Below are 20,296 nucleotides of genomic sequence, written 5' to 3'. Positions count from 1 at the left end.
AACTTCTGTCTTGTTTTTAATTATCAACATCTTAGATCCCCGAAAAAATAATTGGGGCAGGCTCTGAGATAACTTCAGGATGCCGATTTTTTAATTACGTTACTCAAAAACCAATGACTATAAACCTCCAAAACCAAAGCTTTGAACTCCATCCAAGCGGTGCAGCTTTTTGGAAGGAGCAAGAAATCCTCCTTATTAGCGATGTTCATTTAGGGAAGATTTCGCATTTTAGGAAATTTGGAAGCGCTGTGCCTCATAAGGCAATTCATGCCAATTTTTTGAGATTAAGCGAGGTTGTAGGAAAGTTTCAGCCCAAAGTTGTTTGCTTTTTAGGCGATCTTTTTCATAGTGATCTTAATAGTGAATGGAAATTATTTGAAGACTGGCTTGGGTTTGTAGAAGCTAAGGTGATCCTAATAGCGGGTAATCACGATATAATTTCTCCTTTAAAATATGAAGAATTGGGGGTGGAAATTCATTCAGAATGGCAATTGAAAGATTTTTTACTTACGCATCACCCCGAAACCAGGGAAGGTTTCTTTAACCTGTGCGGTCATGTTCACCCGGCCTATAAACTTAACGGAAAAGGAAAGCAAAGCCTCAAACTGCCCTGTTTTTTCCGAAAAATAGATCAATTTATTTTTCCTGCTTTTGGCGAATTTACAGGGAATTTTTTGATGAAGCTAAATGATGGGGGAAAAGCATACGCGATTACACAAAATGAAGTAATTTTAATAGAAAACACCTAAAAATGGAAAAACGACTTGCAATATTGAACTTTATCTCGGTAATCCTAATCATTGCAGTGAGCTATATTTCCCAAACAGGAATTATTAATGGCAATACAATGGGAAGTCTTAGCGCCGAATATTACAACCTTTTTACTCCGGCAGGTTATGCTTTTGCTATTTGGGGAATAATCTTTCTTTCGCTTTTGGCCTTTTCCGGATATCAGGTTTATCAGGCCTTTTCAGCTAAAGAAGATTTAAAGTTTTTAAGGGATTCAGGTTATTGGTTTTTAACTGCCAACCTGGCCAATGCCGGCTGGGTACTTGTTTGGTTGTATGAGTTTACCGGAATCTCGGTCTTGTTCATGTTTTTAATCCTTTTTGCACTAATAAAGGTGATTTTGAACACCAATATGGAGCGTTGGGATGCTCCCCTAAAAATTCTGGCGTTTAGCTGGTGGCCTATTTGTCTTTATTCGGGTTGGATAGCTGTGGCCAGTATTGCTAATGTTTCAGCTTATTTAGCTAAAATTGAATGGACGGCACCTTTTTTTGGAGAGGAAATTTGGACGGTTGTGATGATTGTTGTGGCGACTTTTCTAAATATCGCAATCATTTGGCGAAGAAATATGCGTGAATTTGCCGCTGTTGGAGTTTGGGCATTGGTTGCAATCTATTTTAGGCATTTTGGGGATTTTCCCCTCATTGCTTATTCAGCTTTAATAGGTGCAATTGCCATTTTTTCGAATATTATTTACCACGGTTGGTTAAACAAGGAAACCAATCCCATGACCCGACTTTTGAAGAAAAATGAAGCTTAAAATTTGTATTCTTTCGACTTTTGTCTTAATTTAATAGTCAATTTTCTGAACTATGATAACTGAATATAAAATAGATAAAAGTGATAAGTTGGATGACGCCATCCGGGATTATTTGCAGAATTTAGAAGAAAGTCCTGAAATTAGGCTAATACATAAGGATTTGGATTTTCCCGAATTTCTGCAAAATAAAATTCTAGTAAGCCGCAGTATAAGAAAGGGCTTTCCATTTTCTTTATTTGAAGAAATAAAATCCCTAATTCCTTTTTCAGAAACCGATTGGGCAAAACTTTTCAATATTTCCCACAAATCCCTTCAGCGTTATAAAAATGAAAAAGATTTTTATTTTAAACCAATTCATACTGAAAAGATTATAGAAATCGCAGAAGTAGCTATTCTCGGAAATGAAATATTTGATAGCTCAAAGAAGTTCGAAAAATGGTTAAACACACCATCTTTGGCCCTTGGTAATTTGCCACCTTTGGACTTACTAATGGATTCCTACGGAAAAGAGTTGGTAATGGCCGAATTAAATAGAATTGATCACGGAATTTTTGTTTAAATGAAAGTTTATCGCCTCGCCAGAAAGAAGTATGCAGGTGAACTCAGTGGTGTTGGCGCGGCAAAATATGGAAACAGATGGAATACCAAAGGTGTTGAAATGATTTACACCGCCCAAAGCAGGGCCCTGGCAATGGCTGAGGTACTTGTACATTTAAGTCTGGAAACCCTGCCTTCCGATTTCCAGATGATCCAAATTGAAATACCCGATTCTATAAAGATTGAATCCTTATCTATAAGACAGCTTCAAACAAATTGGAATAGTTTTCCAACGTCTGTTGTAACTCAGCAACTTGGAGACGCTTTTATTGAAAACAATAAAAACCTTGTTTTAAAAGTACCATCTGCGGTTGTAAAAGGAGATTATAATTATCTAATAAACCCTAAGCATCCAAAGTTCAATCAAATTAAAATAACTGAAATTTCAGACTTTCCTTTTGATCACAGAATATTTAAATAGAAGGTCAAAATTGGGACTATCTAAAAAACTTCCTTCCTTCGGAGGGGGGCAGATTAATTTTTCCTAAACCATTCCCTTTATATCACTTCCCCAACTGGGATACGTGAAAATCATCTTTTTTAAAGTCTCGCAATCCAGTTTGCCACACATAGCCATAACAAACATATTGATGATTTCTGACGCTTCAGGGCCAACCAGGTGCGCCCCAATTACAAGTCCGGTTTTATTGTCTACTAATGTTTTGTAGGCATATATTTTTTCATTGATATGCTTGGGATTAAACCAATCTGGAACCAATTTATGCTCTAGAGTATAATCGTAGCCCTGTTCTTTTGCTTCTTTTTCTAAAAGCCCCACCGAAGCCAATTTGGGGAGGGTAAATACCACGGTAGGTTGAGGCGGAAAATCTGTTTTTTTAGATGCTTTTTCGTTTAGAAGATTTGCTGCGACAATCTTCGATTCCTGCGAAGAAAGTGGGGTTAGCGGTAAGCCGGGACTTGCCGAAACATCACCACAAGCATAAACATTTTCGTTGGTGGTATTTTGAAGAAATTCGTTCACAGTAATCCCTTTGTTGCTAAAAGCGACCTCGCCTTTTTCCAATGCTAAATCGTCTATAGATGGTACACGGCCCGCAGTATTAAAAACCATTTCGGCTTTTGCTGAAATTTCTTTTCCATCTTGCATTGCCTTCACCCTAAAATTCTTTTGTAGTTTTTCAATTTCATTTACTTCAGCATTAAAAATAAACTCGATGCCCAGGTCTTCTTCTGAAACCTGTTGAATATGGTTTACCATATCTTTATCGAAGTTGGAAAGTGGTCGCGGTGCAAAATCCATCATCGTAACTTTCACCCCAAATCTTGCAGCAATATGGGCAAATTCCATCCCAATATAGCCGGCGCCTATAAAAAGCATGGTTTCCGGTAATTTTTCTAATTTCAGAAAGTCTTCACTTAATAGCACATGTTCTTCCCCGGGTATTTTTAAAGGCATCGGTTTTTGGCCGGTGGCGATTACAATTTTATCGGCTGTTACCGTTTTTCCTTCTACCGAAAGTGTGTTTTTATCTAAAAATCTTGGGGACTGATGATACATTTTTATGCCCAAACCGGTAAGATCTTTTTCGGTAGCGGCAGGAATGGCATCTACAAAAGTTTCTTTAAATGTCATAAGTTCGCTCCAGCTTACCTGAGGTGTTTTTGTAATTCCCTTTCCTTTCATTTTTTGAGCCCTATCGATAATTTCGGTAAAGCCTACTAAAACTTTTTTAGGATCGCAACCCCTGTTAGGGCAGGTGCCGCCATATTCCCTATTATCGGCTATAGCTACTTTCCACCCGGCTTTTGTACAGTCTTTGGCCACGCCTTTGCCTGCAGTTCCTGTTCCTATTACAAATACATCAAAATGCTCAAATCCCATAATAATTATTTATCATAGCAAATTAGCCATCTTCAGTTGCATTTGCTGTTATGGAAATGGTAAAAGTGGAAAATGGGTGAAACTTTAAAAGTTCTAAAGTATAAAATTTGTAATTTTATATTATCAATAACATTCTGATTATGGAAACAATAGCGTTAAAAAAAACGGTCCTGAAATATGTTGAAGAAGCAGATGAACGTCTATTAGAAATGATGCTTTCTCTCGCCGAAAGTTATGAAAATAACGACTCTTCAGTTCTCTCCGAATCAGATTACCAGGAAATGGATAAGCGTAGGTTGAATCATCTAAAAGAGAAAAGTGAATCCTATTCCTGGGAAGAAGTGCAGCAAAGAGCTAAAGATTCTTTGAAGAAATGACTTTTAAACTTATAATTAAAGAGGAAGCTCAGTTAGAAGTAATGGAAGCTTTTCTTTATTATGAGCGAAAACAAAATGGGCTGGGCGATTTGTTTTTAGATCATCTTACTTCTTATTTTAGGTGGATTAGAAATTATCCGCTTCATTTTTCGCAAAAAAGAAAACCATTTAGGGAAGCTGTAGTTAAGCGTTTCCCGTATATTATTATCTACGAAGTTCTGGAAAGTGAGGTAATTGTTTATTCTGTGTTTAATACATGGCAAGATCCCGCAAAGAAAAAAGTATAAACCCACTAACGTTAAAAAAATGTTGAGAGGTTGCGGGACAATGTTTCTGCAATTATCTTTGCGCCAATGAGTACATCTATGATCGCCCAGAGCTTTGCACAATCCCCGCAACAGCAGGAATTGAGGAAATCCCTTGCCTCTTTCGACTCTGCTCAGGAGGACAAAAAAGAAAAAAATAGAACTAAAATTCAATTAAAAGGTCTTGTTGGTTCTGCCTTTTCTTTCGCTGCTGCTAATGCATTTAAAGAGGCAGAAAAACCCTTTTTGCTAATTTTTAATGATAAGGAAGAAGCCGCTTATTATCTTAACGATCTCGAGCAATTGGTTGGAGAAAAAAACGTGCTTTTTTATCCCGGCAGTTACCGGCGCCCATATCAAATTGAAGAAACCGATAATGCAAACGTACTTTTAAGGGCCGAGGTTTTAAACCGAATTAATTCACGAAAGAAACCGGCGATTGTTGTTACCTATCCTGACGCTTTATTTGAAAAAGTAGTAACCCGCAAAGAGCTGGATCGCAGTACCCTTAAAATATCTGTTGAAGACGAACTTTCTATAGATTTTGTAAATGAAGTACTTTTTGAATACAAATTTAAGCGAGTAGATTTTGTAACCGAACCGGGAGAATTCTCTGTGCGTGGAGGGATTATAGATGTTTTTTCCTTTAGTAACGACGAGCCCTACCGTATCGAGTTTTTTGGAGACGAGGTAGATAGCATTCGAAGTTTTGATGTAGAGACCCAACTTTCTACAGATAAAGTGAAGAAAATTTCGGTAATGCCTAATGTTGAAAACAAGCACCTGGACGAAATCAGGGAGAGTTTTCTAAAATATATTGCTGAAAATACAGTGGTTTTTGTGAAAAACCTTGATTTGCTTACAGCACAGGCCGATAAACTTTTTGGTAAGGCCGAAGAAGCTTTTCAAAAACTCTCTGAAGAAGTAAAACACAGCGAGCCCAAAGAGCTGTTCTGTAACGGACAGTTAATTAAAAGTCAGTTGGAGCTCTTTTCTGTGGTAGAATTGAGTAACCAGGCGTATCTAGAGCCTCAAAAAAGTATAGAATTTCAAACAACACCTCAGCCTTCGTTTAATAAGCAATTCGATTTACTCATTGATAACTTAATTGAAAACCAGGAAAACGGGTATACCAATTATATTTTCTGTGTAAGTGAACAGCAAGCCAAACGTTTTCATGATATCTTCGACGATCAGGACCGTATCGTGAAATATCAAACCGTCGCTTTGTCTTTGTTCCAGGGTTTTATAGATGAAACCGGAAAAAATATTTGCTATACAGATCACCAGATTTTTGAGCGCTATCATAAGTTTCATCTAAAGAATGGCTATGCCAAAAAACAGGCAATTACCATCAAGGAATTGAGTAATCTTGAAGTAGGCGATTATGTTACTCATATTGATCACGGAATTGGGAAGTTTGGAGGCCTGCAAAAAATTGATGTAGAAGGAAAGAAGCAGGAAGCCATTAAGCTTTTTTACGGTGAGCGTGATATTTTATATCTCAGCATCCATTCCTTACATAAAATCTCAAAGTATAACGGGAAGGATGGTAAGGAGCCCAAAATCTTTAAATTGGGAAGTAATGCCTGGAAGAAACTAAAGCAAAAGACCAAAGCCCGGGTAAAGCATATTGCTTATAATTTAATTGAATTGTATGCAAAACGCCGATTGCAAAAGGGATTTGCATTTGGCCCCGATTCTTATTTACAACACGAGCTGGAAGCCTCTTTTATGTATGAAGATACTCCAGACCAAAGTACTGCCACCCAGGCGGTGAAAGAAGATATGGAAAGCGAACGGCCCATGGATAGGTTGGTTTGTGGGGATGTTGGATTTGGAAAAACAGAGGTGGCCATTCGGGCAGCTTTTAAAGCCGTAGACAACGGCAAGCAAGTGGCGGTTTTAGTACCCACCACCATATTGGCTTTTCAACACCATGAAACTTTTTCTGAACGTTTAAAAGATTTTCCGGTCACTGTAGATTATTTAAATAGGTTTAGAACGGCCAAAGAACGTAGGGAAACCCTCGCAGATCTCGAAAATGGTAAAGTAGATATTATAATTGGTACGCACCAATTAGTAAACAAAGCTGTAAAATTTAAGGATCTCGGACTTTTAATTGTAGATGAAGAACAGAAATTCGGGGTTTCGGTAAAAGATAAACTAAAAACCATAAAGGAAAACGTAGATACCTTAACTTTAACGGCAACTCCTATTCCACGAACGCTTCAGTTTAGTTTGATGGCCGCAAGAGATTTATCTACCATAACTACGCCACCACCCAACAGATACCCAATAGAAACCAATGTGATACGGTTTTCTGAAGAAACTATTCGGGATGCTGTTTCTTATGAAATTCAGCGGGGAGGGCAGGTTTTCTTTATCCATAACAGGATTGAAAACATTAAGGAAGTTGCCGGCATGATTCAGCGTGTAGTGCCCGATGCTAAGATTGGTGTGGGACATGGGCAAATGGAAGGTAAGAAGCTGGAAAAGCTGATGTTGAGTTTTATAAACGGTGAATTTGATGTTTTGGTCTCTACCACTATTGTAGAAAGTGGACTGGATGTAACCAATGCCAATACTATTTTTATCAATAATGCCAATAACTTTGGAGTTTCAGATCTTCACCAAATGCGGGGTAGGGTAGGCCGAAGCAATAAAAAGGCTTTTTGCTACTTTATAACACCGCCATATTCGGTAATGACCGAAGATGCCCGGAAACGAATGAGCGCACTGGAACAGTTTTCAGATCTTGGGAGTGGGATAAATATCGCGATGAAAGATTTGGAAATTCGGGGTGCTGGAGATTTACTGGGCGGTGAGCAAAGCGGGTTTATCAATGAAATAGGTTTTGATACTTACCAAAAAATCCTAAATGAGGCGATTGAAGAATTAAAAGAAAATGAGTTCCAGGAATTGTATAACGAAGCAGAAAACATAGAGGATAAAACCTTTGTAAAGGATACGCAAATAGATACCGATTTTGAGATTTTATTCCCTGATGATTATATCAATAATATTACAGAAAGACTAAATTTATATACGCAGCTGAATAAAATCACTTCGGAAGAAGAATTGCTAAAATTTGAAGCTGAACTTGTAGATCGTTTTGGAGAATTACCGGCACAGGCAGTAGATTTATTGAATAGTGTGCGTATAAAATGGATTGCCGCTGCTATAGGTATAGAAAAAATTATCCTAAAACAAGGCAAGCTGGTGGGCTACTTTATTTCCGATCAACAATCCAGGTTTTATCAAACCAAAACTTTTACCAGAGTGTTGCAATATGTGCAATCCCATAGGCATAAATGTACTATGAAGGAGAAGAAAACCAGAAATGGCCTGAGATTACTCTTAACTTTTGATAAAATTACTTCTATTGAAAGTGCATTAAAAGTTTTGGAACCTTTAGATTTTAGGACGAAAGAAGAAGAGGTAGAGACCCTTTCTAAGTAAATTCGGGACAAGCTCTAACTCCCGAAGAAGGATTTATTCTGAATAATGTTCCCCTCCTTTCTAAGGAGGGGTGGCCGATAGGCCGGGGTGGTTAAGCCCTTACCACATTCTGAACTTGTTTTCGCAATCTATGCTGTTAAATAGTTTCCTTAAACTCATAACCTAAAACTTCCTTCAAATTTACCGAGCTAATCTTTTTCCCTTTAGAAATTCCATTCTGGTCAAAATCGGGAATATTTAAATTCTTTTCTTTAGCGGTTTTCATGTAATAATCTTCTTTGGTGGGATGGTCGGGATAAGCAGCGTTAAAGATCTTTCCCCAGGCTTCTTTTTTGATGATCTGGTTTATAATTTCAATACAATCTATCTGTTGAATAAGATTTACAGGTGCCTTTGGGTTTTTAATGCCGGTTTTATTCGCAAGGAAATTTACAGGATGCCTTCCCGGGCCAATTAAACCCCCAAACCGAATAACGGTGGTTTGAAAATGCTTATTTTTTAATACCATTTTTTCAGAAGAAATTAGTTGTTTCGCCGCTTCTGAAATTCCGTTGGCTTCATTTTCCTCGGTATATTCCGGTATATCTTCTTCATCTTTATAAACTGAAGTAGAGCTTACAAAAAGCACTTTTTCAATAGGAGATTTTTCAATATAATCAATGATTCGCCCAATTTTTCCTACGAAATCGGCTTTGGGATCGCTGCGTAATCCCGGCGGAATATCAATAATTAAAATTTCAGAATGGGCAAGGAAAGAAGTAAGGTCTCCCTGGATACCTTCTGTAAAAATTTTAATCTGATAAGGTGTAACCCCGGCTTCCCGTAGCTTTTGCATTTTTTTCCTGCCGGTTACCGAGCCTTTTACAGTATGCTCTTCTTTTAGTTTTTTTGCTAGTTGCAATCCCAGCCAACCGGTTCCTAGTATAGATATATTCATAATTAATAGTTCTCTTGATAGGCTATTTGAAGATTGATGGAACGTCATCCTGAATTATTTTCAGGATCTAATTTGTTTTAAACTAAGAACATGTTAGAAGCTGAAACAAGTTTAGCTTGACGAAACCTGGAAAATATTTAAACAATTTTAATGATCTTAAAAAATATTCGTATTCGGGGCAAAAAACCACTTAACCCAAAGCTACAAAACCAAATTCTACTCAGGACTTATGGTTTTCTTAAAAATTACAGCATCATTTAGTACAAAGGGTCTCGGAATCATAGTTTCTGGCCTTGGTTTTACATTTAAGGCTTCATTTTCAAGTAAATCGTAGCTAGACTCGTAAAGTGTAAATTGAGGTTTTTTATCCTTCTTTAAACTAAATTCCAATTGTAAAGTATCCCTGCCTGAAACGTGATAAGTTAAAATCCGGTTGTGCCATCTTCGGGTATGAATATGAAATTTATTATTGCCAAGTGCCACCGAATCAGCCTCAAGCCCGTTTACCTTAAAACTTTCAAAATCTGTTTCCCTATCAGCAAAGAGTTCTATTCTCCCGGCATTGCGGTTGGTAGCTATTTTTAGGGAATAGGAGTTAAAGGCCGGGGTAGAATCGGTTTGTTTCCAAATTATGCCGGGCGATTTCAGTTTAATTTTTGGTGCACTGGTACGCCAGGTGAAATTTGATTTGTATTTACTGCTAAATGTGTTGTTTTCGGAAGGAGCAATTAGAGGCTCTTTTCCAAAGTATAAAGCCGTCCATTCATCGGGCATTTTATCGTATGAATACCAATTGGTTTTATCCTTATCGGCATCAAAAAGATACACCAGGGAATTGGGTTTGGGATGTTCTTTGGTGAATTCGGCTTTAAAATGAGCGGTAATTAAAAGGATATTGAACAGAAGAAAGAAGAATACCGCAATTTTTTTATTACTCTTAAAATAGGCGAAAACCGGCAATAAAAGCTGGAATAATAATACGCTAAGCAAAGCCGAAACAAATAAGATTTTTAAGCCTAAAGCTACCGGGAACATTTTTATAAAGGGTGCCAAAATAAAGATAGCCGGAAGGCTTAAGAAAGCCATCAACAATGAGTTAGGCGATTCTTGCCGTAGCATTATAAAAAATTGTAACAAGGCAAATAGGCCGGGGATAATAAAATAGGCCGCACCTTTTAAAAAGAAAGCGAGTAAAGTACAAAGCAGTAGCCAGAAGAATAGGGGGGTAACAAATAGATTTGCCTTGTTTTCTATATGTCGAAATCGAAAATAGCTAAAAAAGGCAATCAATAAACTTAGTGAAACAAATGCAGCGATATAATAATAGCCGTTATAGGTGAAGCCATGTTCCATCTCTGAATATTCCGGATAGCTGTAGAGGAGAAGTTTCCAAAAAAGAAAAACCAATAGGCCAGAGAAGACAAGGCTTACAATAAAAGGAATACTACTCTTTGCAATCTCTTTAAAATCAAGTTTGTTTTGAGAAACCCCATAAGCCAAGAGACCAAAAAATAAGATAAAAGCCAGAATAAGCATTGGGAAAATCCACGAAAATGGATAACTAATAATTTCCCCGCCAGGAAAATTAAAGAACAATACTTCTTTCTGCGATTTAACTTCATTCAAATTGGCATCTTTGAAATACTGAAGCAATGGCATAAGGTAGCTGCCCTGGTGTGCCAGGCTTTCTTTATCTAAATTTTTGGGAGTGTCTGTTGCGGTATGATAATCAAAATGATCGTCTATAAATGCGAAATTATATCCTGGGATATTGCCTTGTTCACGTAAAACCGTTAGATCTGTATCGTTAGGCAACATTTTATAAACGCTGTAGACCAGGGAATTGGTAACAGGGAATTTGGGATTAGCTTCTTTAAAAGCTTTTATGAGTCCGGCGTTACCTGTGTTGGTTTCCAGGAACATAAAGGAATCGCCCCCACTACCACGAGCTTCAAAATTAAGGGCAAGTTTTGCATCTTTAGCCCAGGGATGGTCTTTTATAAAAAGTTCGGCACCATTTAAACCTAATTCTTCGGCATCGGTAAATAGGATGATAATATCGTTTTTATGGCTTGGGTTTTTGGTTAAAAAAGCGCGTATTCCTTCTAAGATTGTTCCCACACCGCTGCCGGCATCGCTGGCTCCCAATGAAGAATGCGGATTACTATCATAATGCGTCATAATCACTAAAGCCTCACCGTTTCCGTTGCCTTCTATACGGGCCATGATATTTTGAGGGCGAACCAATACGCCATGTTTATTAAGGGTATAATCTTCATGGGTTTGCGCCTGTAAACCCATTTCCTGTAGGCGGGACACAATATAATTTCTAACACGACTATGTGATGCGGTTCCTAAGTAATGTGGTTTTTGGGCTATTGCTTCAACGCGCTTAAAAGCGCGTTGGGTTGAAAACGTGTTTTCTAGAGCGTCTTCAGCTTCAATAGTTTTTGGCTGGCTGCTGTAAAAACTAAACCAAATTGCAACAGCAATAAAAATAAGTGAGAAAAAACGAGGTATATTTTTCAGCATAATTCAGAAAAGAACAAAAGATTTCACAGGGTTTAAAGATACTTAAGATTTTAAGGAATTGTAGCACTGCTAAGTAAGCTTTCAAAATAATTAAATTTTACTTATATTTAAGTTATTAGTAATCAAAAAATTGGGCTATGGGTATTAAAAGTTTTCAGGGAAAAAGGGCAGCGCCGGAAAAACCGAAAAGCGCGCCTATGTTGGTTAGGGATTATATGAGTACTTCGCTTATAACTTTTAAGGAGCATGAGAATATTATGGATGTTGCCGAAAAACTTACCAAGCATAAGATCTCTGGTGGGTGTGTTGTAGACGATAATAATAGGTTATTGGGTCTTATTTCTGAAGGAGATTGCATGAAACAAATTTCTGACAGCCGGTATTACAATATGCCTTTAGATGATGCTACGGTTGGAAAGCGAATGACTTGCAATGTAGATACCATAGATGCTAATATGAATGTGATGGATGCGGCTAAACTCTTTATTGAAAAGCGTTTTAGACGTTTTCCCATTGTAGAAAACGGAAAGCTTGTCGGACAAATTAGTCAGAGTGATGTTTTGCGGGCAGCAGTAAAATTAAAAGGAAATAATTGGCACCAGGTTTAATTGCGTTTTACCAGCGCATAAACGTCGTTTTCTAAAGGGAGATAGCCCTGGTTGTACACAAAATAATAGACTTTTCCTGTTTTTGTAGTATAAATACTGGTAATATATTCAAAACTAAAACCACGAGATAGTAATTTATTTTTACGAATCGTGGTTTTTTCGTTTGGATTAAATTCCTCTAAAATGCGATAATTTTTACGCAGTTGGTTGTTTACATTCCTTACAAGGTTTTTCCTGTCTTTGTTGCGGTTATTGTGATAGGAATTGCGGCAGTAATCGCTGCAGAATTTTTTATCTACACGCCCCACCATTTTTTCGCCACATTCCAAACAGGATTTTTGCATATTAGCTTGATAATCGAGATTTAAACCTTTGAGTAAATTCTCTCTAAGCCTATTTCAAGATAGTTAGTTTACATTAAATATAAGAAAAACCTTAATAAATGCTGAAATTCAGTTTTTTAAGGTTTTTTATTGGTGCCGCCCCCGAGGTAGTTTACTGTTTGTTTTTTTGCATTTCTGCCTGGCGCATGGGCATACTATCTATAATATTGAAGAGTTTTTTTGCTGAAAGCATTTTAGTTTGATCCAGTTTTTTACCGCCGTCTAAACCAATAAGCAATACCCGAAAATCACTTTTTTTACCATTAAATGCTTCAAAGAGCTCGGTTGATTTTTTCCAGTTTTTCTCCTTAAAGCCAGTTTTATATTTTTCGGGTAGAATTTGGTAAATTACCAGTTTTCGTTCTTTTAAGCCCTCAGGCTCTTTTTGAAGTTCTTTATATTGTTGTTGAAATTTTTGGTTGTTTTTTGAAGCAATAATTAAAATGAGACGGTCTTTCCATTGGTGTTTAGAAAGATCCTGGGCGTATAAACTCACGCTGAAGAAAATTAGAATATAGCAGCTTATAAATTTTCGCATATTCTAAAATACAAAATAACTATTATACCTTAAGCCTAAGCGTTTCTGCACGAGCCATAAAAGAATCTTTTAAGCGTTCTATTTTTGGACTCATATTGGATGCAAAAACCAAATATTGACATCTTGAAATATGCTGGGGAATTCTAATTAGATCGTTATAATCACTGTTCTTAGTTAAAAATTCGGCGTCTTCTACGGCAAGAACTTTTAACTGACTTACATTAATACCGGTGATTTTAAAAAGCTTGAATAGCTTTTTAGGAGTAGCAATAACAATATCAACACCGGCATAAATATCATCTTTTTGTTTACTGATGTCTGGAGCATCGTAGGCACTATATACACGCAAATCCATATATTTAGTGAATTTGTCGAATTCTTCCTCCAAAGCAAGGGCAGCCTCTTTGTCCTGCACAAAAATCAATGCTCTTGGAGCATCTTCAAATGCCGCACTATCTAATTTCTGAATGGTACTAATTACAAGTGCCGTAGTTTTTCCCGAACCCTCTGGAGCTACGATAAATAAATCCCTTCCACTTTTAATTTTGGGTAAAATTTGCTTTTGAAAAGGAAGCAGCTTTTCAATTTTCAGTCTTTCCAAAGCTTCTTTAAGCGGAACATTCAGTTTTTTTAATGACATACAATTTGATTTAAGCCAGATGCTTTTTTATTAAAAATCAAAGACTTCCGGGACTTACAAAGATAAGGTTCCCTACAGTTATAGCGTTATAAAAATATAATTGCTTTTAAATTACTTCAGGTTTGAAACAAAAGGTTTGTTATTTATACAATAAGTGAGATTTTTAACCACTCTGGTGTCTAGACTTTTGCAATAAAAATTCTTTAGGCTTTTATGAGTTGCTGTAATCTGGTTTCAATGGGGAAGCCTTTAATTCCTTCTTTAGTTTTTAAATAATTCTCAATTTCTGTATTGGTCATACAGTAGGTTTCTTTTAGGCCCTCAATAATAATTTTTAAATAGAATTCGTGCGGAGAATTGATTTCATCTTTTAAGTATTCTTCATTGGTGAAGGTGAAAATAGGGCAGTTTTCTTCCTGCCCCAGGTAAATAATTTTCCCGTACCAGGAGTTATTTTTCATATCCAGGCTAGCATTTTTAATTACCTGTTTCAGATCTATATCAAAATCGCCTTCAAATTTTATTTCCTGTTGCACCAAATCCACAAATTGTTGTTGGGTAATGAGGTACATCCTGCCCAGGGTTTTAATATTTTGATTAAAGTCGGGTTTTATAAATCCGGCACCGCCTCCACTCCAGGTTTTTGAAGATTTAGCGAAATAAAGTTCACCGCCAATACTAATACTTTTAGATTTTTCGGGAAGGGTTTTATTAGTACAACCGGGATAAACACGCTTAGCATTTGCAGGTTTGCCGCCACTAATATAGCAGCTAAAACGTTCTTTTAGTAAATTGGAACCATAACATGCATACCAAACTTTGGGCTCTTCTTGTAGCATCTTTTTTCTATAATAAAAGCTTTCTTATACAAAATAGCAACTTCAGTTTGTGATTTTAATTTTTTAGAAAACGGTAGCGTATACCAAAACTCCCTCTAAGTATATCGGCATCAAGCAAAATTGGAGCAGCTTCTATATGAAACCCGAATTTCTTCTTATTAAACGGATAAAAGTTAAGTCCAACGGGAGCTACAAGTCCTTCAGAAATATTGATCCTGTATCCCAAACCCGCATAAAAATCATAATCTTCTTTTCTAATAAACTTATAATTAAGTACAGCTTCTAATGATAAATCTGAAATAAATTGATCGGTGCCCAGTCTAAATTCTGGAGTAAAACGTTCATTTATATCGTAGCCCACCGCTATAAATGGAAGATTAGATTGATGATAGCTAACATTTAACTGGCCATAAGATTTTGGGATAAAGAAAAGAGCAAAAGCTAAAAAGAGTAGTTTTTTATGCATAAATATTTTGGTTGGTTAAATTCTATTTAATTGTGTTTTTAGTTAAGATATCTGCAATATTAAATAGAAAATATTATATAAAAGAAGAATGTATCTGTATTTCAAAGAAAATAAATCTATAAAGCATGAAAATATTTACAAACGTTTACAAACGTCTTTAAACGTAAATAAATAATTACCAGACGATTATAATTTGTTTTAAGATATATGTTTGTATTGTTGAAATGAACCAACGATTTTCAGCTTTTTAAATGAATATGTTATGAGCACTATTAGAAACAAAGTACAATTGATCGGGAATGTAGGAAAGGAACCTGAAATCGTAAATCTTGATTCGGGCAAAAAGCTCGCGAAATTCTCGGTTGCTACTAACGAGAATTACAAAAATGGAAATGGGGATCGCATTACCGATACCCAATGGCATAACATTATAGCCTGGGGTAAAACTGCCGAATTAGTAGAAAAATATGTAGGTAAAGGGAAAGAAGTTGGGGTAGAGGGAAAGCTTACCAACCGGAGTTGGGATGACAAAGATGGCAATAAACGTTATATTACTGAAATTGTTTGCAATGAGTTGTTGCTGTTAGGTCAAAAATAGATCTCGTGGGCCAGGCGATAGGTATTGGCGTGAGCTTCTATAATCACTCTTATTTCTTTAGAGTAGCCGCCGCCCATACTGCATTGCACGGGAATATTTAGATCGTGGCAGGTTTCTAAAACAAACCTGTCTCTTTCTTTACAGCCATTTACAGTGCAGGAAAGTCGGCCTAGCTTATCGGTTTCTAAAATATCTACGCCGCTTAGGTAAAAGATGAAATCTGGTTTCTGTTTTTCAATTAAACCGGGTAAGGTTTCTTTTAATAGTTTTAGGTAATTGTCGTCGCCACTACCGTCCGGTACTTCAATGTCGAGGTCTGACTTCTCTTTTTTGAAGGGATAATTGCCTTTTCCGTGCATAGAAAAAGTAAAAACCGAAGGGTCATCCTGAAAAATTTCAGCTGTACCGTTTCCCTGATGAACGTCCAGGTCTACGATAAGAATTTTATCAGCTAATTTTTTATGCTGAAGATACCTGGCGGCAATTGCCTGGTCGTTTAGCAGGCAAAAAGCTTCTGCACGATTGGTATAAGCGTGGTGGGTACCACCGGCAATATTAAAAGAGATTCCATTTTCTAAAGAATAATGAACAGCTTTCATGGTCCCATCGGCAATAATCATTTCCCGTTTTACCAAAGCTTCAGACAGTGGAAAGCCGCTTCTTCTAATTTCTTTTCTGCTAAGATTTAAGTTGCGTAATCGTTCAAAGTAATCTTCATCGTGAACATTTAGAATATACTTTTCTTCGGGGAACCCCGGTTCAAAAAAGTTGTCTTCGCTACAGGTTCCCTCATGCATTAATTGCCTTGGAAGCAACTCATATTTTTCCATAGGGAAACGGTGGCCTTCGGGTAAAGGATGTTTATAGATGGGATGGTAAGCGATTTTGAGCATGAACTAACTTTCTAATCATTCCCAATGGCCATATTTACCTGCATTGCGTGGTTGAAAATTATATTTTGTAAATATTATAAACACTAGCAAAATTGTTATAACCGCCCCAGTAATAATTTCCGTTTTTTTCAAAAATCGTTTCGGCGAATACATTTCTATATTTTTCAGAAACTTTTTTAATTTTATTAAAAATATTTGGTTCTATATCGCCTTCAATGTGTTTATAATTTTTATCAAATAAACCATTAATTTCCACTGTTCTACTATAGCCATAAGAAATATATCCGGTTAACATTGGGTTAAATCCTATAGTCATGGCACTTGCCATTCCTGCACCTAAGGCACCACCCATCATGCCCATGCCCATGGCAGGATTACTTTTGACCTCTAGTGAGCTTCCTAGATTTATTTGATATACCTCGCCCTTTTTTCTAGCAGTTATGGCAATAGGTAGATTTTTCATTTTTCGGATAAATTTGGCTGTTTTTTCATATTCACGATATGATGTATACATACCTCCTTCTTGAACTATAGGAGTATTCTTAAAGTAAATCTCTTCACCCTTACTAACTTCATGGGAGTTTAAAACAGAGTTGTTTTTAAGATTTACAATGTGAAACTTCAGAGCATCTTTAGTTGTAATTACCTGATATATGTTATGATCTAAAACAAAGCTGTTCGAAGCTTTATGATTCATCTCTTTTCCAAAACGTGGTTTGGCAATCCTACTTATATCACCAGTCAATTCATCCAAATTTATTTGTAAAAGATAGGTGAAATAATGATTTTTATCGAGGTTAACCAAAAGCTGATTTTCTTGCTTTAAGATCTTTACGTTTTTGGAAGCTTCTTCAATACTATTGGGTTGTCCCTCCTGCATTATACCAATGTCAGTGATTTTTGAGAATCCCTCATAAGATGTGAAAAGATCATTGAATTTTATTGGTCTATTATTCTCGTTGAGGTAGTTACTTTCGCTAAAATCTATTAGGGTGGTAGAAGGAGAGTTGTCTTTTGTATATTTATATAACTTAATGGCTTCAGAGCTATTAGGAAGAGAGAAAATAAAAAAACTGTTTTTGTAATTTATACTTCCTAAAAACCTTTCTTCTTTTAATCTAATTTCTAATTCTGTGAAATTAGTTTCTCCGGAATCAAAATGAAAAACTATTTTCGAAAATTTAGTTTTAGTTGTATTGGATAAAAAAAGGCTCACTTCCTTATCCTTGATAATATATCCAGAGAAAATGTCGAATTTATTAGGAATTTTTAAAGGCTTTATATGGCCAATTTTTTTAAAATTGTTATCAAATAAAAGCGCCTCAATTTTTCTTCCTTTAAGAGTGAATAATGCAAGGTTATCATTCTCTTCATCTACAATATTAAATACCTCTGAATTTTGGTTAAGCTCTGTTTTAAATTCTAATACTCTTTCTTGTGCATACGAAAACTGAAAAAGAATAAGTAAAAAGAGAGAAATTTTCTTCATAATTATTTAATGTTTGATGAATTTAGTCAATCCGAATGCATTTTGGGGAAGTATTAATTTATCGTAGTTCCCGGCTCAACCCCATCTTCATCCGGATTTACAAAAACTAATTTTCCGGCTGCATTTTCGGTCATTAAAATCATTCCCTGGCTTTCTACACCACGTAGTTTTCTAGGTGCCAAGTTGGCTAAAACAGTTACCTTTTTACCAATAATTTCTTCAGCTTTATAATGCTCGGCGATTCCGGAAACCACTGTTCTTTGATCTAAGCCCGTATCTACTTTTATCACCATTAATTTTTTGGTTTTTGGCATTTTATGGGCTTCTATAATAGTGCCCACACGTAAATCCATTTTGGTGAAATCCTCAAAAGTAGCGGTTTTTTTCTGCGGTTCTACTGCTTTGTTTTCGGCAGCATTGGCTGTTTTTGTTGCTTCCAGTTTATCCAATTGTTGTTGTATTTGTGCGTCTTCTATTTTACTGAAAAGTAATTGCGCTTTATCGATTTGATGACCTGCGGGAAGTAAAGAATCCCGTGTGGCTATTTTATCCCATTGTGAATGTTCCTTTGCAGAAAGCTTGCTTTCTGCATCGGTGAAATTCAGCATTTTTTGAAGTTTTGCCGAAGTAAACGGTAAAAATGGTTCGCTTAAGGTGGCTAAAGCCGAAGCGATTTGTAAGGCCACATACATAATGGTTTTTACGCGTTCTTCATCGGTTTTAATCAATTTCCAGGGCTCTTCATCGGCCAGGTATTTATTTCCTAAACGAGCTAAATTCATTAATTCGCCCTGCGCTTCACGGAAACGGTATTTTTCAATAGAACTTGCTATAACGGCAGGATAGGCCTTTAGTTCGGCAATGGTTTGCTCATCTACTTCCGTATAATTATTTGGCTTTGGAACAATGCCCGAGTAATATTTATTGGTTAATACAATAACACGATTGATAAAATTACCGAAAATAGCCACCAATTCATTATTGTTTCTTGCCTGAAAATCTTTCCAGGTAAAATCATTATCCTTGGCTTCAGGTGCATTTGCAGTTAGAACATAACGCAACACATCCTGTTGATTAGGGAATTCTTCTAAATACTCGTGTAACCAAACCGCCCAATTTTTGGAGGTAGAAAGCTTTTTTCCTTCCAGATTAAGGAATTCGTTTGCAGGAACGTTTTCCGGCAAAATATATTCTCCGTGAGCTTTAAGCATGGTTGGAAAAATTATACAGTGAAATACTATATTATCTTTTCCTATAAAATGAATTAGTTTGGTGTTTTCGTCTTTCCAATAAGGTTCCCAGTCTTTGCCTTCGCGCTCGGCCCATTCTTTGGTAGAAGAAATATAACCAATGGGTGCATCAAACCAAACGTAAAGTACTTTGCCTTCCCCGCCTTCTACCGGTACCGGAATCCCCCAGTCGAGGTCTCGGGTTACCGCTCTTGCGCGTAAACCATCGTTTAACCATGATTTTACCTGCCCATGCACATTGCTTTTCCAATCGTGGGCATGGCCTTTTACAATCCATTCGTCTAGCCACTCCTGGTATTGGTCCAGTGGTAAAAACCAGTGGCGGGTTTCTTTTAAGGTAGGAACTTCACCAGTAATGGCCGATTTTGGATTAATTAGGTCTGTAGCGTTTAATGAGGTTCCGCAGCTTTCACACTGGTCGCCATAGGCTTCCTCGTTTCCACATTTAGGACAGGTTCCCGTTACAAATCTATCGGCCAGGAATTGGCCTGCCTTTTCATCGTAAAGTTGTTGAGTGGTTTCTTCTACGAACTTTCCGGCTTCATACATTTTTTTAAAAAATGCAGAAGCAGTGTCGTGATGTACCTTTGCAGAAGTTCTGGAATAATTATTAAATGAAACTCCAAAATCTTCAAAAGATTTCTTGATAATACCATCGTACTTATCTACAATATCCTGCGGGCTAACACCTTCTTTTTTTGCTTTTATGGTAATAGGTACTCCGTGCTCATCACTTCCACATACAAAAGCCACATCATTACCCTGCATTCGTAAGTATCGGGCATAAATATCGGCTGGAACATAAACACCGGCAAGATGGCCAATGTGAATAGGGCCGTTGGTGTATGGTAATGCTGCGGTAATAGTGTATCGCTGTGGAGTATTGTTCATTTATCTTAAAATTTATTGAGGCAGCAAAGGTAAGCAACTCCATAAAAATACGCGTTAAATTCTTGTAAAACACAGCATGACTGCCACAAATGTTTCTGA

The 20,296-nt window shown here is 36.7% G+C and carries 20 protein-coding genes; 9 read left to right on the top strand and 11 right to left on the bottom strand.

The features are described 5' to 3' along the window. Window positions 1-113: 113 nt before the first annotated feature. From pdeM to I6U49_RS06305, 4 genes are read left to right on the top strand one after another with little or no spacing between them, the layout of a single operon-like run. On the top strand, window positions 114-749 hold the full coding sequence (gene pdeM, locus I6U49_RS06320) for a ligase-associated DNA damage response endonuclease PdeM (protein ID WP_198628016.1): 636 nt from the start codon (window positions 114-116) through the stop codon (window positions 747-749). Between the two features lie 2 nt (window positions 750-751). After that, window positions 752-1,549, top strand: coding sequence for a tryptophan-rich sensory protein (locus I6U49_RS06315; RefSeq protein ID WP_198628015.1), 798 nt, complete (start codon window positions 752-754; stop codon window positions 1,547-1,549). Between the two features lie 52 nt (window positions 1,550-1,601). Then, on the top strand, window positions 1,602-2,108 hold the full coding sequence (gene parS / locus I6U49_RS06310) for a type II RES/Xre toxin-antitoxin system antitoxin (RefSeq protein ID WP_198628014.1): 507 nt from the start codon (window positions 1,602-1,604) through the stop codon (window positions 2,106-2,108). After that, the gene (locus I6U49_RS06305) at window positions 2,109-2,567 is read left to right on the top strand and encodes an RES family NAD+ phosphorylase (RefSeq protein ID WP_198628013.1); all 459 of its coding nucleotides are present in this window, start codon (window positions 2,109-2,111) and stop codon (window positions 2,565-2,567) included. It abuts the gene before it with no gap. Window positions 2,568-2,630: 63 nt separating this feature from the next. Here the strand turns inward: I6U49_RS06305 and I6U49_RS06300 are convergent, their stop codons facing one another. Next, a complete protein-coding gene (locus tag I6U49_RS06300; protein ID WP_198628012.1) occupies window positions 2,631-3,989 on the bottom strand; it encodes a dihydrolipoyl dehydrogenase family protein in 1,359 nt (452 codons plus the stop codon). Between the two features lie 140 nt (window positions 3,990-4,129). Between I6U49_RS06300 and I6U49_RS06295 the strand changes: the two genes are divergently transcribed. The 3 genes from I6U49_RS06295 to mfd all read left to right on the top strand — a co-directional run bounded on the left by I6U49_RS06295 (window position 4,130) and on the right by mfd (window position 8,133). Then, window positions 4,130-4,366 (top strand): hypothetical protein, encoded by a 237-nt coding sequence (locus tag I6U49_RS06295; protein ID WP_198628011.1) that lies wholly within the window; start codon window positions 4,130-4,132, stop codon window positions 4,364-4,366. Next, window positions 4,363-4,653, top strand: a complete 291-nt coding sequence (locus tag I6U49_RS06290; RefSeq protein ID WP_198628010.1) for a type II toxin-antitoxin system RelE/ParE family toxin — start codon at window positions 4,363-4,365, stop codon at window positions 4,651-4,653. Before I6U49_RS06295 ends, I6U49_RS06290 begins: the two co-directional genes overlap by 4 nt. 66 nt (window positions 4,654-4,719) lie before the next feature. After that, the gene (mfd, locus tag I6U49_RS06285; protein ID WP_198628009.1) at window positions 4,720-8,133 is read left to right on the top strand and encodes a transcription-repair coupling factor; all 3,414 of its coding nucleotides are present in this window, start codon (window positions 4,720-4,722) and stop codon (window positions 8,131-8,133) included. A gap of 136 nt (window positions 8,134-8,269) precedes the next feature. On the opposite strand, the gene I6U49_RS06280 is transcribed toward mfd, so the two are convergent. Together I6U49_RS06280 and I6U49_RS06275 are read right to left on the bottom strand one after the other, a co-directional pair. Next, entirely contained in the window at window positions 8,270-9,070 is an 801-nt protein-coding gene (locus I6U49_RS06280) for an NAD(P)H-binding protein (protein ID WP_198628008.1), read from the bottom strand. Between the two features lie 216 nt (window positions 9,071-9,286). Beyond that, window positions 9,287-11,602, bottom strand: coding sequence for a M28 family peptidase (locus tag I6U49_RS06275; RefSeq protein ID WP_198628007.1), 2,316 nt, complete (start codon window positions 11,600-11,602; stop codon window positions 9,287-9,289). A gap of 137 nt (window positions 11,603-11,739) precedes the next feature. On the opposite strand from I6U49_RS06275, the gene I6U49_RS06270 reads away from it, so the two are divergent. Then, entirely contained in the window at window positions 11,740-12,210 is a 471-nt protein-coding gene (locus tag I6U49_RS06270) for a CBS domain-containing protein (protein WP_193710096.1), read from the top strand. Here I6U49_RS06270 and I6U49_RS06265 read toward each other — a convergent pair. The 5 genes from I6U49_RS06265 to I6U49_RS06245 form a co-directional block, all read right to left on the bottom strand. Further along, window positions 12,207-12,554 (bottom strand): hypothetical protein, encoded by a 348-nt coding sequence (locus I6U49_RS06265; protein ID WP_193710097.1) that lies wholly within the window; start codon window positions 12,552-12,554, stop codon window positions 12,207-12,209. The two genes, I6U49_RS06270 and I6U49_RS06265, sit on opposite strands and share 4 nt — an antisense overlap. Window positions 12,555-12,705: 151 nt before the next feature. Then, window positions 12,706-13,089 carry a DUF4174 domain-containing protein gene (locus I6U49_RS06260; protein ID WP_198628006.1) on the bottom strand — a complete coding sequence of 128 codons (384 nt, stop codon included), beginning with the start codon at window positions 13,087-13,089 and terminating at the stop codon, window positions 12,706-12,708. A 64-nt stretch (window positions 13,090-13,153) separates the two neighbouring features. Further along, a complete protein-coding gene (locus I6U49_RS06255) occupies window positions 13,154-13,771 on the bottom strand; it encodes a DEAD/DEAH box helicase (RefSeq protein WP_198628005.1) in 618 nt (205 codons plus the stop codon). A gap of 203 nt (window positions 13,772-13,974) precedes the next feature. Beyond that, a complete protein-coding gene (locus I6U49_RS06250; RefSeq protein WP_198628004.1) occupies window positions 13,975-14,610 on the bottom strand; it encodes a hypothetical protein in 636 nt (211 codons plus the stop codon). Between the two features lie 55 nt (window positions 14,611-14,665). Further along, window positions 14,666-15,076, bottom strand: coding sequence for a hypothetical protein (locus I6U49_RS06245; protein ID WP_198628003.1), 411 nt, complete (start codon window positions 15,074-15,076; stop codon window positions 14,666-14,668). A gap of 262 nt (window positions 15,077-15,338) precedes the next feature. On the opposite strand from I6U49_RS06245, the gene I6U49_RS06240 reads away from it, so the two are divergent. Further along, on the top strand, window positions 15,339-15,674 hold the full coding sequence (locus I6U49_RS06240) for a single-stranded DNA-binding protein (RefSeq protein WP_193710102.1): 336 nt from the start codon (window positions 15,339-15,341) through the stop codon (window positions 15,672-15,674). Here I6U49_RS06240 and I6U49_RS06235 read toward each other — a convergent pair. Genes I6U49_RS06235 through metG form a run of 3 tightly spaced genes read right to left on the bottom strand, consistent with a single transcriptional unit; the run spans window position 15,665 to window position 20,197 of the window. Beyond that, the gene (locus tag I6U49_RS06235; protein WP_198628002.1) at window positions 15,665-16,567 is read right to left on the bottom strand and encodes a histone deacetylase family protein; all 903 of its coding nucleotides are present in this window, start codon (window positions 16,565-16,567) and stop codon (window positions 15,665-15,667) included. The genes I6U49_RS06240 and I6U49_RS06235 overlap by 10 nt on opposite strands. A 58-nt stretch (window positions 16,568-16,625) precedes the next feature. After that, on the bottom strand, window positions 16,626-18,056 hold the full coding sequence (locus I6U49_RS06230; protein WP_198628001.1) for a hypothetical protein: 1,431 nt from the start codon (window positions 18,054-18,056) through the stop codon (window positions 16,626-16,628). A gap of 53 nt (window positions 18,057-18,109) precedes the next feature. After that, a complete protein-coding gene (gene metG / locus I6U49_RS06225; protein WP_198628000.1) occupies window positions 18,110-20,197 on the bottom strand; it encodes a methionine--tRNA ligase in 2,088 nt (695 codons plus the stop codon). Between the last annotated feature and the right edge of the window lie 99 nt (window positions 20,198-20,296).

This window comes from Salegentibacter maritimus, assembly GCF_016236915.1.
GTDB lineage: Bacteria > Bacteroidota > Bacteroidia > Flavobacteriales > Flavobacteriaceae > Salegentibacter > Salegentibacter maritimus.
The sequence above is the reverse complement of the archived record's forward strand: the minus strand, read 5'-3'. Positions and strand labels throughout refer to the sequence as shown.